General features: G+C 37.2%; 9 protein-coding genes and 1 tRNA gene. 8 read left to right on the top strand and 2 right to left on the bottom strand.

What is annotated here, in order from left to right; all coding sequences use genetic code 11:
* Nucleotides 1-103 precede the first annotated feature (103 nt).
* From ACFIN0_RS05980 to gltX, 7 genes are all read left to right on the top strand, one after another.
* Nucleotides 104-2,380, top strand: a complete 2,277-nt coding sequence (locus ACFIN0_RS05980; RefSeq protein ID WP_375607199.1) for a ComEC/Rec2 family competence protein — start codon at nucleotides 104-106, stop codon at nucleotides 2,378-2,380.
* 472 nt (nucleotides 2,381-2,852) lie between these two features.
* On the top strand, nucleotides 2,853-3,557 hold the full coding sequence (gene rpiA / locus ACFIN0_RS05985) for a ribose-5-phosphate isomerase RpiA (protein WP_375702124.1): 705 nt from the start codon (nucleotides 2,853-2,855) through the stop codon (nucleotides 3,555-3,557).
* 106 nt (nucleotides 3,558-3,663) lie between these two features.
* On the top strand, nucleotides 3,664-4,233 hold the full coding sequence (locus ACFIN0_RS05990) for a DUF2059 domain-containing protein (RefSeq protein WP_375702125.1): 570 nt from the start codon (nucleotides 3,664-3,666) through the stop codon (nucleotides 4,231-4,233).
* Between the two features lie 198 nt (nucleotides 4,234-4,431).
* Complete coding sequence (gene gor / locus ACFIN0_RS05995; RefSeq protein WP_375702126.1) at nucleotides 4,432-5,823, top strand: glutathione-disulfide reductase; 1,392 nt, start codon at nucleotides 4,432-4,434, stop codon at nucleotides 5,821-5,823.
* A gap of 77 nt (nucleotides 5,824-5,900) precedes the next feature.
* Complete coding sequence (locus ACFIN0_RS06000; protein ID WP_375607195.1) at nucleotides 5,901-7,280, top strand: class II 3-deoxy-7-phosphoheptulonate synthase; 1,380 nt, start codon at nucleotides 5,901-5,903, stop codon at nucleotides 7,278-7,280.
* A gap of 118 nt (nucleotides 7,281-7,398) precedes the next feature.
* Nucleotides 7,399-9,060 (top strand): NAD+ synthase, encoded by a 1,662-nt coding sequence (locus ACFIN0_RS06005; RefSeq protein ID WP_375702127.1) that lies wholly within the window; start codon nucleotides 7,399-7,401, stop codon nucleotides 9,058-9,060.
* A 10-nt stretch (nucleotides 9,061-9,070) separates the two neighbouring features.
* On the top strand, nucleotides 9,071-10,444 hold the full coding sequence (gene gltX / locus ACFIN0_RS06010; protein ID WP_375609495.1) for a glutamate--tRNA ligase: 1,374 nt from the start codon (nucleotides 9,071-9,073) through the stop codon (nucleotides 10,442-10,444).
* Nucleotides 10,445-10,504: 60 nt separating this feature from the next.
* On the opposite strand, the gene ACFIN0_RS06015 is transcribed toward gltX, so the two are convergent.
* Nucleotides 10,505-11,908: a DEAD/DEAH box helicase gene (locus ACFIN0_RS06015; protein ID WP_375609494.1), complete on the bottom strand. Its 1,404-nt coding sequence runs from the start codon at nucleotides 11,906-11,908 to the stop codon at nucleotides 10,505-10,507.
* A gap of 146 nt (nucleotides 11,909-12,054) precedes the next feature.
* Entirely contained in the window at nucleotides 12,055-12,828 is a 774-nt protein-coding gene (locus ACFIN0_RS06020; RefSeq protein ID WP_375608554.1) for an NAD kinase, read from the bottom strand.
* A gap of 264 nt (nucleotides 12,829-13,092) precedes the next feature.
* On the opposite strand from ACFIN0_RS06020, the gene ACFIN0_RS06025 reads away from it, so the two are divergent.
* A tRNA-Arg gene (locus ACFIN0_RS06025) sits at nucleotides 13,093-13,169 on the top strand.
* Nucleotides 13,170-13,221: the final 52 nt, after the last annotated feature.

Genomic DNA, 13,221 nt, shown 5'->3' on the forward strand with positions numbered 1-13,221 from the left:
TCCTTTAAATTGAGATATTACTTATGGAACTTTATAGAAAGGTTATGTTAGCATAAGTGATGGGGCGTGCAATAGCCGTATTGCGAGTTAAAGTGGGGGACTGATGTTTTATAAAAGTAAAGAGGGTTTATCCGAAAAATCTGTTACAGAAAGAAAAAAGCCATGTCAGATAGGGCAGAGTGTTTTTTCTAGATATGATGATGCAAAGAACGGTAGCTATAACCAACAAAAACTTTTTTTATTGACACTCTTAAAAGAAGTAATCATTTTTTTTCGCAAATGGTTAGAAGATTGTATTAATAAAGAGGTTGCTTTTGGTATCCTTTTTTCGCTGATTTTAGTCTTTTTTGCCCTAGGAATCATTTTCTATTTTCATTTAGAGTGGGAACCAAGTTGGGGACAATTGGGGGCATTGGTCAGTATTTTTCTGGGAATATTCTATGGTGCACGTTTTTATCCAAAAATATGGATTCCCGTGGGATTTCTGTTTTGTATTATATTGGGTACTTTAGCGGCAAAAATAGAAACGTGGCGTATTGCAACACCCATGTTAGGCAGTGACATTGTCACTACATTGACGGGAAGAATTGTTTCTATTGAGTCAGGTGCCAAAGGAGGATTTCGTTTAGTTTTGGATATTTTGAGTACAGAAAAGCCCATATTACGCCATAGTCTTCATCGTGTTCGTTTATCGGCAAAATATTTGCCATCTGGCTTAGCGATTGGTGATGGACTGCATGGAAAAGTGAAGATGCGTGCATTCTCTGGGCCGGTGCGTCCAGGAGGCTACGATTTTAGTTTTCATAATTACTTTAAAAGAATTGGGGCACAAGGCGTTTATTTAGGAAAACCAAGAAAAATATCCGTTTCTCAGCCTGATGGGATATTCGCTATCATTCTACAGAAAATTGAAAATTTACGCACGAAGATGACACAAAGAATCCGTATAGCCCTTGAAGGAGAAAAGGGGAGTGTTGCAGCTGCCCTCATAACAGGGCAGCGTGCTGGTATTTCAAATGAGACAAATGAAGCATTACGTACAGCTGGATTAGCCCATATTTTATCAATATCAGGTTTACATATGGCGTTGTTAAGCGGCATAGTTCTTTTGAGTATCCGTAGTTTTTTAGCATTTTTTCCAGTTTTTTCTTCCTATTATTCCAGTAAAAAGTTTGCTGCTATCGTTGCGTTTATGATAACAGCTTTTTATTTGTTATTGTCGGGCTTAGCAATATCAGCGCAAAGAAGTTTTGTGATGATTGCTGTTATGTTGGTTGCTATATTGTGTAATCGCTCTGCTATAACAATGCGTAATTTTTCCATTGCAGGGTTGATAACTCTGGCGATGACACCCCATGAAATATTAGGTCCTAGCTTTCAAATGTCCTTTTCTGCGACTGCTGCTTTGATCGCTTTTTTTGATTGGTGGAGTGGAAGATCATTTTTTCGTAAAAGAAAAACAACTCCCTCTTATGTTGGAGGAGGAGTGATGAATTTTGTTTTCTTATCGATTCTTTCAACGTGTGCTTCTTCCTTTGTTGCAGGGAGTGCAAGTGGAATTTATGCTGCTTATCATTTTTCTAATATGGCATCTTTGAGCATTATCAGTAATGCTTTTGCTTTGCCTGTCATCTCAATTTTTGTCATTCCCTTTGGATTAATCGCAGTTCTTGCAATGTTAGGAGGATTCGAATGGCTTCCCCTTCAAATTATGGGTTTTGGAGTTGATCTTGTAATAAAGATTGCACATGCTATCAAGGCTATTTCTCCTGATTTAAATCCTGGTTTTATGCCGTTATCTGCGTTGATCTTACTGAGTATAGGCTTGGTTGGATTGACTTTTTGCAAAACACCTATCAGACTCTTTTTTAGTTTTTTTATTTTGGTTGGTATTTGTATTTGTGTGATGCATTCACCTATACAGCTGATGATTGCAGATAATATGCGTCTGGTGGGTGTTATCCATGATAAAAAATTATATATTGATCGTTACCATATTTCTAAGTTAACGTCATCCATATGGAAAAAGTCATTCCGTGTGAATGAAATGATTAAACCAACAAAGTATGGGCCTTCATTGCACGGACAATTTATTTGTGATCGTCATGTCTGTTCATCCTTATTGGATAATGGATTAAAAGTGATCGTTTTACACAGAGAAACAGATCAATGTGTAGAGGCAGATATTCTCATTCAGACATTTACAATTGCGATGCATAATCCAGTATGTCACAAGAAGGCAAAAATAATATTTACCCCTCAACAATTGTTATCACGAGGAAGCGTGATGATGACCAAAAGTGGGGACATTATTTGGTCTTCTCTAGGGTTTCATAGACCATGGAATATGCATAGACGGTATGCACAAAAAAATATATAATTTAATCGCATTTTTCTTCATATCTGGACGATGACAAAACAGAAAAGAATAGAAGACTTTTTTGATAATATTTTACGGTATTTAGATTGGTAAATTTATCAACGTCATTGAAAATGAGATAATAATCTACAGTTTTCTAGAAATAGATGATTTTTATATCTGATCATTTTAAATTTTTCAAAAAAATTGATATGTGTATCTTTGTGCATCCTATTGATAGCATAAGGTAAATCAAAAATTCTTATTGAATGAGAAAAATGCTGACAAATTTTCTCAGAGAAATAAAAAAGATAATTGTTGATTATTCTATTTTATTCTTATCATATATTTCTATAATGAGTAACATCTGTTCAAGCAAAAGCGATGGTCAATTTAAATAGATTGCGTCAAGAGGTTATCTTTTATTATCATTATTATCGGTGGTAATAGGGGTGATAAGTGTTGCTTATACGGATAGAAGGCAAAGTCATTCATGAATGTTCAGCAGTTAAAAAAAATGGCAGCTGTTAGAGCGCTTGAATTTATTGAAGATGGTATGCGGCTTGGTATCGGATCTGGTTCGACAGTCAATGAGTTTATTCGTCTTCTTGGTGAGCGTGTTGCTGATGGTCTACGTGTGACTGGTGTTGCTACCTCACGACATTCTGAACAGCTCTGTCGTAAGTTTGGAGTTCCTGTTAGCACTTTAGAAGAAATACCTGAATTGGATCTTGATATTGATGGAGCAGATGAAATTGGTCCTCAGATGATGCTCATTAAAGGGGGAGGGGGAGCATTGTTATATGAAAAAATTGTGGCATCGGCATCCCGTGAAATGCTTGTCATTGCTGATGAAACAAAGATAGTAAAAAGACTTGGTGCTTTTGCACTACCGATTGAAGTTAATTCATTTGGTATCCATACAACACGCAAAGCCATCGAAAAAGTTGCTGATGATTTAGGGCTTTCTGGAAAAATTGCATTGCGAATGAATGGAAAAAATCCTTTTGAAACAGATGGTGGCCATTTTATTCTTGATGCATTTTGGGGCTGCATTTTGCAACCAAAACCATTATCGGATGCACTTCTTGCTATTCCTGGTGTTGTTGAGAATGGCCTTTTTTTGGGGTTGGCTTCACGTGCAATTGTCGCTATGGCTGATGGGCAAATAAAAGTTTTAGAACCGTTTGATTTTTAGAAAAGGCATTTACATGATGATATGTTAGCACAGTAAAAAAGGGTCTTAAAGATTTTAGGTAGAATAACGAATTAAAATTATAATTAGCGATCGGGGTAATCATTAAATGAAAGTAATATTTTCTTTTCAGCGTTTTGTCGTATATTTTAGTGCAATTGCTATTTTTGTTGTGAATGTTGGAATGGTTTATGCACAAGGTGTGAGTGATCAACATTTAGATTCAGCGCGAAAGGCAATCAGAGCTATTCATGCAACGGATCAATTTGATAGCTTTTTACCAAATGCAGTCCATGATTTCAAAAATGAACTAATCAGTGATGATCCGAATTTGGCAACAGCTATTTCTGATATTGTTGATAAACAAGCGCTTGCTTTAGTTAAAAGGCGCTCTGATCTAGAAAAAGAGATTGCTCATGTGTATGCAAAATATTTTACTCAAAAAGAGCTTGATGCCATTACAGCATTTTATAATTCTGACACCGGTAAAAAGTTTTTGACAGAAGTCCCCAATATTGCACGTGATTCCTATTCTGCATTTGATGTATGGCGTTCTGCTCTTATGCGGGATCTTGTAGAAAATGTGAAAAAAGAGATGTCTGAAACACTTAATTTGAATAATTCTACTATGCCTACAAATATGCCTATAAAATCAGAATCTTCAGAAAATAAAAAATAGCTTGATTGATATTATGACAACAATGGGCAATTTCTGATTTTTGTAATAGCGGCGGTTTTTCCGCCGTTTTTAATCTTTTAATAAGAATAAATCCTTTAAGAATATTGCTTAAAATGCTTCTTCAAAAGAAAAAAGACTTTTATTTGATAATAAATGATCTTAGCCTATTGTTTGTAGATATGTGAGAAGGATTAGTTCGTGGGTTCTTTTGATTTTGATTTATTTGTTATTGGAAGTGGTTCTGGTGGAGTGCGTGCAGCACGGCTTGTGGGAGCTCTTGGCAAGCGGGTAGCTATAGCAGAGGAATATCGTATAGGGGGCACTTGTGTTATTCGTGGTTGTGTTCCCAAAAAACTTTATGTTTATGCGTCACAATATGCCAAAGAATTTAAGAAAAGTATTGGTTTTGGGTGGGAATATGCGGATCCAATTTTTAGTTGGGAAAAGTTGGTTGCAGCTAAAAATAAAGAAATATCAAGGTTAGAAGGGCTGTATCGTAAGGGATTAGAAAATAACAATGTGCATATTTATGAAAGTCGTGCTACTTTTATAGATGATCACACATTAGAGCTTTCTGCCACGGGTGAGCGGGTAAGTGCAGAAAAAATTTTGATTGCAACAGGGGCAAAACTTGCACCAAATACGTCCATAGAAGGCGGTGAATTTTGCCTTACTTCTAATGAGATTTTTGATCTTAATCAACTCCCAAAATCAATAGTGATTGTTGGTGGAGGGTATATTGGTGTTGAATTTGCTAATATTTTTCATGAATTAGGTGTAAAAACAACACTCCTTCATCGTGGTGATTTAATTCTTCGTAATTTTGATCATGATTTGCGGCAATTGCTCAGCGATGCAATGATTGAAAAAGGGATTTCTATTCTCTATGGTATAACAATTTCTAAAGTACAGGCTGCAGAAAATTGTTATGAAGTTGTTTTATCAAATGGGAAAATGATCAGCGCCGATCAAATTATGTTGGCTACGGGACGGATGCCCAATACTGCTGGTTTAGGACTTGAGAGAGTAGGTATAGAAGTTAATGAATTTGGTGCAGTTGTTGTTGATGAGAAAATGACAACAAATATCCCCCATATTTGGGCTGTTGGTGATGTAACAGGTCATATTCAATTAACACCCGTTGCGATTCATGATGCAATGTGTTTTGTTAAGACAGCATTTGAGAATATTCCCACAACACCTGATTATGATTTAATTACAACGGCAGTTTTTTCTCAACCAGAGATTGGAACGGTTGGTCTTTCAGAAGAGGAGGCGGTAAAGCGTTATAAGCGTCTTGAAATTTATCGTACAGTTTTTCGTCCTATGCGTAATGTTTTTTCTGGTAGTTCAGAGAAAATGCTTATGAAACTCATTGTTGATGGTGAAAGTCGTATTGTTGTGGGCGCTCATATTTTAGGGGAAAATGCTGGTGAGATGGCTCAGCTTATAGGGATATCTCTCAAGGGTAAGCTAACGAAGGATATCTTTGATGAAACGATGGCAGTGCATCCAACGATGGCAGAAGAATTGGTAACGATGTATAAACCAAGTTATATATATGAAAATGGGAAGAAAATAGAAAGTTAAACAGCATATATTTTGGTGAAAAGTTTTTGATATGCCAAGCTGTAAGTTTTGTAAGTTTAGTCTTTAGAGAGAGTGTAATGATAAAAGAATGGGTGCCTGACTCTTGGAGAGAAAGGCCAATTAAACAAGTTCCGACTTATCCGGATAAGTCTATGTTAGAAAATGTTGAACGAAAACTGAGAAGCTATCCTCCTTTAGTTTTTGCCGGTGAAGCACGTGATTTAAAAAATGAATTAGCAGCTGTTGCAAAAGGACAAGCTTTTTTATTGCAAGGTGGTGATTGTGCCGAAAGCTTTGCAGAACATGAAGCTGATAATATCCGAGATTTTTTTCGTGTATTTTTGCAAATGGCGATTGTTTTAACCTTTGGTAGTTTTAAGCCTGTTGTTAAAATTGGTCGTATTGCTGGTCAATTTGCAAAGCCACGCTCTTCTGATATCGAAAGTAAAGAAGGGATTGATCTTCCTGCTTATCGGGGGGATATTATTAATGGCATTGAATTTAGAGCCGATTCTCGTATTCCGGATCCGCAACGGATGTCCATGGCTTATCGCCAATCTGCGGCAACACTTAATCTCTTGCGTGCTTTTTCACAAGGTGGCTATGCTGATTTAGAAAATGTTCACACATGGATGTTGAGTTTTGTTTCTAACAGTCCGCAGGGGGAACGTTATGAATTATTGGCAGAGCGTATTTCTGAAGCAATTGATTTTATGCGTTCTATAGGGATTACATCCAAAACGCATTCTTCATTGCGTGAAACATCTTTTTATACCAGTCATGAAGCACTTTTACTTGGTTATGAAGAGGCTTTGACGCGAATTGATTCAACTTCAGGAAATTGGTATGCAACATCTGGCCATATGTTATGGATTGGAGACCGTACACGTCAGATTGACCATGCTCACGTTGAATATTGTCGTGGTATCAAAAATCCTATAGGATTAAAGTGTGGCCCTTCCATTGAGCCTGATGAGCTTTTAAGATTAATTGATATTCTAAATCCTGAAAACGAGCCAGGTCGGCTTACCCTTATTACGCGCTTTGGTTATGATAAGGTTGAAAGTTATCTACCTAAACTCATCCGCGCCGTTGAACGCGAGAAGCGTGCGGTTATATGGTCATGTGATCCAATGCATGGCAATACAATTACTGTTAGTGGTTATAAAACGCGTCCCTTTGATTATGTTTTAAAAGAAGTAGAGAATTTTTTTGCTGTGCATCATGGAGAGGGAACTTATCCAGGAGGCATTCATATTGAGATGACAGGTCGTGATGTCACTGAATGCACCGGTGGGGCACATGCTATTTCTGTGGACGATTTGTCTGATCGTTATCATACGCAATGTGATCCACGATTAAATGCAGATCAATCGTTAGAATTGGCGTTTCTTGTTGCGGAACTCCTTAAAAAAAATCGTGCCACTGACCCGTTAGCAATTGCCACTGGTGGATAGCAAAAGTTTACCTAATATTTTAGATCATATGACAGAAGAGAATTTTAAAAAAAGCGATGTTTCTGATGATTGAAAATAAAGTTGTGGTTGCCAAACTGATGAAGTGATAAAAAGACTTATGAAAAATGATTTTCGGGTAGCAATTGCCCAATTAAATCCTATTGTCGGTGATATTGAGGGGAATTTTTCTCTAGCTGTTATGGCACATCAAAAGGCTAAAGAAGAGGGAGCAGCCCTTGTTTTATTATCGGAGCTTTTTATAAGCGCTTATTCACCAGAAGATCTTGTTCTAAAATCTGCTTTTACAAAAACATGTGAAGAGGCTGTTAAAAATTTAGCAAAAATAACCGTAGGCGGACCAGGAATTGTCATTGGTCTTCCATTAAGGCGTAATGGCAATGTTTATAACGGTCTCATGCTTCTTGATGAAGGGCGAGTTATTGCTGAAAGCTTAAAGTTTGATTTACCTAATTATGCCGAATTTGATGAAAAGCGTTTGTTTTCTTCAGGTCCACGTCCTGAGCCTATTGTTTATCATGGAATCAAATTAGGAATAGTCATTTGTGAGGATCTATGGAATGATTTCTCTCTGAGTACAGAGCTTAAAGATAAAGGAGCGGAAATTATTCTCGTCCTTAACGGATCTCCCTACTATCGTAATAAAACTTTAAAACGTATAGATGTTGTTCATACGCAAGCTCTACGATCTGGGGTACCAATTATTTATGCTAATCAAGTTGGTGGTCAAGATGAGCTCGTTTTTGATGGCGGGTCTTTTGCCTTGAATGGGCAAGGCAAAAAAGTGTTTCAAATGAAACACTTTGAAAGGCAGATTGCTTTGAGCCATTGGCAACGAACAACGACGGGATGGAACTGTGTTTCAGGTCCTAATGAAAATCTTCTCAATGGATTAGCAGCCGATTATCAAGCTTGTGTTTTAGGCTTGAAAGATTACGTTAATAAAAACGGCTTTAAGGATGTTATTCTTGGTCTTTCAGGAGGAATTGATTCAGCCCTGTGTGCGGCAATGGCGGTGGATGCTCTTGGTGCTGAGAGGGTTCGCACCATTATGATGCCTTATCATTTCACTTCGCAAGAATCATTAAAAGATGCCAAAGAATGTGCTGATCTTTTAGGATGTCATTATGAAATCATACCGATTGCACAACCTGTTGAGGCTTTTTTAAAGACAATGGCACCTGTTTTTTTGGGCTTACCCTCTGATGTAACAGAAGAAAATCTTCAAAGTCGCATACGCGGTACACTTTTGATGGCTCTTTCGAATAAATTCGGATCAATGGTGGTAACGACAGGCAATAAGTCAGAAATGGCTGTAGGATATGCAACACTATATGGGGATATGAATGGCGGATTTAATCCTCTTAAAGATATTTATAAAATGCAGGTTTACGCATTAGCTGAATGGCGCAATAAAAATCACTTTCACAATTTGAGAGGACCAGAAGGAATTGTCATTCCATCCAATATTATAGAAAAAGCGCCTTCTGCAGAGCTGCGAGAAAATCAAAAAGATGAAGATTCTCTTCCCCCTTATCCTATTTTAGATGATATATTGCAATCTCTTGTAGAAAATGACATGAGTATTTGTGATATTGTTAAACGTGGGCATTCACGAGAAACTGTTGAGAAAGTTGAACAGCTTCTTTATGGTGCCGAATATAAAAGACGACAATCTGCACCCGGTGTAAAAATCAGTTACAAGAGTTTTGGACGCGATCGTCGCTATCCCATAGTCAATCATTTTCGCGATAAAAATTGAGTATTATTTTATGGTTAAAGTTCGTTTTGCTCCCTCTCCAACAGGTTATATTCATATTGGCAATATCCGTATTGCACTTTTCAATTGGCTTTATGCGCAAGCGCATAAAGGAGAATTTATTTTGCGCTATGATGATACAGATGTTGAACGTTCTAAACAAGAATATATTGATGCTATTGCTGTTGACCTTGAATGGCTTGGTATTCAACCAGATTCAATTTATTACCAATCTAAGCGATTTAATCGATATGATGAAGTTGCGGAAATTCTCAAACAACGCGGGCTTCTTTATCCCTGTTATGAGACTGCAGAAGAATTAGAGCGGCGTCGTAAAATTCAGCTTTCACGCAAATTGCCTCCTATTTATAACCGTGCAGCATTAAAATTGACGGCAGAAGAGAAAAAAAGCTTTGAATCTCAAGGTCGTAAACCCCATTGGCGTTTTCTTCTTCCTAATTTTGAAAGTGATCCTTTGCAAACAAAGCGAACAGAAGTTTGCTGGAATGATGCGATAAAGGGGAAGCAGACGATTGATTTGGCTTCTCTTTCAGATCCTGTTCTTATTCGTGAAGATGGAAGCTATCTTTATACATTGCCGTCTATTGTTGATGATGTAGATATGGCTATTACGCATATTATTCGCGGGGATGATCATATTACAAATACAGGCGCTCAAATTGCTCTTTTTAAAGCTCTTAATGCAGAATTACCGGTTTTTGCTCATACCAATTTATTGGCGACAGTTTTAGGAAAAGGATTTTCAAAACGTAATAATGATCTTTCTATTCGTTCTCTACGGGAAGAAGGATTTGAATCTATAGCTGTTCAATGCCTTGCCGTTTTGATTGGGACATCGCAAAATGTGCATCCCTATCCCAATCAAGCTACGCTTTTAGAACATTTTAATTTACAAGATACGTCAAGATCCGTTGCAAAATTTGATATTGCTGATCTTCTTTCTTTGAATAGTCATCTTGTCCATGAACTAACCTATGAAGAAGTTCAAATACGACTTAAAAAACTTTCTATTGAGGGAGATAAGGCGGAATATTTCTGGAACGCGATAAGACGCAATATTGATAAAGTCAAAGATGCTGTTTTGTGGTGGAAAATCATTCATGATGAACAAAATTTTGATACAGTAGCACTAGAGGATCGTGCATTTGTGCGTCAATCACTCGATTTCTTACCTGAAGGTGCTTTGAATGAGGAAAGTTGGAAAATTTGGACAACAGCATTAAAAGAAAAAACAGGTCGGAAAGGAAAGTCTTTATTTATGCCATTACGTCAAGCACTTACGGGCATGGATCATGGACCTGAAATGGGAAAGCTTTTGCAGCTTTTAGGGCGTGAAAAGGTAATAGAAAGGCTCTCTAAGAAATAAGAAAAACTTTTAAAAGGCATCTTTTATTTACTTTATGCTTACAGAGAGTAAAGGGCGAGTCTATCTACGCGTTTTTATGAGCATGAATGCAGGAATATCATCACCAAATCCAAGGGGCGTGTAATTCTTATTTTTTCGTGAGCGTTGTTGCTCAGATGGCTTCTCCTTATTATTTGCATTTTTGATATATTCTGTTTTATTCTCTTCTACAGATTTTTTAGTGTGAGCAACAGGCTCTTTTGGAGCAGTTTTCTTTGATGATTTTGATGATTTTTTCTTTACAACAATATCTTCTGTTTGATCATCGGCTATTAAAGTTGAGAGATCTCCATTGAGCCATTCAATTTTTTCATTACTCATTTCCTCAATGGCATTGATATATTTTTGATCAGCTTTTGTGACAATTGTAAAAGCTTTTCCGCTACGATTTGCACGCCCTGTACGACCAATTCGATGGATATAGTCTTCAGCATGTGTAGGAACATCATAGTTAAATACGTGGCTTACGGCTGGAATATCGAGACCACGGGCAGCAACATCAGAAGCAACCAGAAGTGTAAGTTTGTTATTTTTAAAATCGGCTAGGGTGTTCATACGTGAATATTGGTCCATATCCCCATGCAATGCACCTACACTAAAGTTATGTTTAATGAGTGATCTAAGAAGTTCAGAGATATCCCTCTTGCGATTACAGAAAATAATAGCATTTTGAAGCTCGGCACCTTCATTTTGGATAAGTTCTCGTAAAACTGCTCTTTTGTCCCATGATTTATTTCCAGATTTAACAAGCCGTTGTGTAATTGTGGTCGCTGTTGAGGAAGCTTTTGTAACTTCAACAGATACCGGAGAATGTAAAAATTGTTTCGTTAGTTTTGTAATTTCTGGTGCCATTGTTGCAGAAAAGAACAAAGTTTGACGCGTAAAAGGTGTTAGTTTACAGATGCGTTCGATATCAGGAATAAAGCCCATGTCCAACATGCGATCAGCTTCATCAATAACAAGGATTTCAACGCCCATCAGGAGCAATTTACCGCGCTCGAAATGATCAAGAAGGCGCCCTGGTGTTGCTATAAGAACATCAGCTCCTCGTTCAAGTTTGCGATCTTGGAGTTCAAAAGATACCCCACCAATCAAAAGAGCAACATTTAAACGATGATTTATTCCGTATTTATCGAAATTTTCTTCAACTTGAGCTGCAATTTCTCTTGTTGGTTCTAAGATGAGCGTACGGGGCATTCGTGCTCTTGCACGACCTTTTTCAAGGAGAGTGAGCATAGGCAATACGAAAGAGGCGGTTTTACCCGTTCCCGTTTGAGCGATTCCTAGAACGTCTTTTCTTTGAAGGACGTGAGGAATTGTTTCACTTTGAATAGGTGTTGGAGTTGTATATCCCGCTGACTTTACAGCGTTAACAACCTTTGCGGAAAGACCTAAATCATCAAAACTGTTTAAAGATGGTATCATTTTTTTATCAATTGCTCTGTGATTTTAATTTTGCTATCTAAATGATGAGTATAACCAATATCCCCCACTCTTAAAGAGTTTTAAGATGCTTTCACAAAAAAACTAACTATAACAACCATATACACATAAAACGCACAATACAATCATTAATAGCGAAATTGTTCTGATAAAATGCGTTCATCCCATGAATGATTTGAGTCAAAAAGGATTGAAGCTGTTACTTCTGTTGCCATTGAAATAGTAACTGAATGGACAGATTTAACTTCAACATTATCAGCAGCAGCGTTAACAGGGCGTTTGTCAGGTTCAAGCATATCAAAGCGCACTGTTACTGTATTGGGAAGCAATGCTCCATGCCAACGCCGAGGACGAAAAGGACTAACGGGAGTAAGAGCCATAAGGGGGGCCATAAGGGGTAAAATAGGTCCTTGTGCTGATAAATTATAAGCGGTTGATCCTGCCGGTGTAGCGACGAGGACTCCATCACAATTTAATTGTTCCATGCGCACGTTGTTATCAATGGTGATACGAATTTTTGCTGCTTGATAAGATTGCCGAAAGAGAGATACTTCATTAATTGCAAGAGCTTCAATAGATTCTTGACATTCAGCTTTTGCAATCATGCGCAGGGGATGGATTTCTTTTCTATGAGCGACAGCAATACGATTAGGTAATTTTTTTTCATGAAATTCATTCATAAGAAATCCTACAGAACCTTGATTCATGCCATAAATGGGTTTGCCTGTATTCATGACGTCCCGTACGGTTTGTAACATTGTCCCATCACCACCGATTGCAACAACAATATCAGTTTCTTCCAGAGAAGAATGACCATAAACGGAAATTAATTTATGGGTAGCTTTAAGAGCTTCCTCAGTTTCTGCGGAAACAAAATGAAAGCGACTTGGTAATGTAATCATTTAGAAATTATCCTGATACTTACAGTTTATATTGTAACTTATTTTTTGAAAGTTTTGAAGTTGTAATAAAAGCTCTTTTAATAATAAAAGGAGTGTTGAAGACAAAAAAGCTCTTTCAAGATAAAGTATCATTAAAAAGTAAAAGGAATGCGTCGTTAGATAAATTACAAACGAGTAATTTTTTTATTAGAATGGTAATTTAGCATTGAAGCTAAGAGTATGATTAGTTAAAAGACCATAACTGATTTTAATAATCGGTGTGGAGCACCCGTAGCTCAGCTGGATAGAGCGCTGCCCTCCGAAGGCAGAGGTCACAGATTCGAATTCTGTCGGGTGCACCAAACTTTTCAATTTCATATCATCCTAAATAACAACATTCTCCAAAAAGAAGCA

The sequence above is a fragment of the Bartonella sp. AA89HNZF genome (genome assembly GCF_042196905.1).
GTDB lineage: Bacteria > Pseudomonadota > Alphaproteobacteria > Rhizobiales > Rhizobiaceae > Bartonella.

Bases quoted from the DNA above. Each gene is read 5' to 3' on its own strand.
- ACFIN0_RS05980 (WP_375607199.1), top strand. From the start codon at position 104: ATGTTTTATAAAAGTAAAGAGGGTTTATCCGAAAAATCTGTTACAGAA.
- ACFIN0_RS06015 (WP_375609494.1), bottom strand. From the start codon at position 11,908: ATGATACCATCTTTAAACAGTTTTGATGATTTAGGTCTTTCCGCAAAG.
- gltX (WP_375609495.1), top strand. From the start codon at position 9,071: ATGGTTAAAGTTCGTTTTGCTCCCTCTCCAACAGGTTATATTCATATT.
- ACFIN0_RS05990 (WP_375702125.1), top strand. From the start codon at position 3,664: ATGAAAGTAATATTTTCTTTTCAGCGTTTTGTCGTATATTTTAGTGCA.
- ACFIN0_RS06020 (WP_375608554.1), bottom strand. From the start codon at position 12,828: ATGATTACATTACCAAGTCGCTTTCATTTTGTTTCCGCAGAAACTGAG.
- ACFIN0_RS06005 (WP_375702127.1), top strand. From the start codon at position 7,399: ATGAAAAATGATTTTCGGGTAGCAATTGCCCAATTAAATCCTATTGTC.
- rpiA (WP_375702124.1), top strand. From the start codon at position 2,853: ATGAATGTTCAGCAGTTAAAAAAAATGGCAGCTGTTAGAGCGCTTGAA.
- ACFIN0_RS06000 (WP_375607195.1), top strand. From the start codon at position 5,901: ATGATAAAAGAATGGGTGCCTGACTCTTGGAGAGAAAGGCCAATTAAA.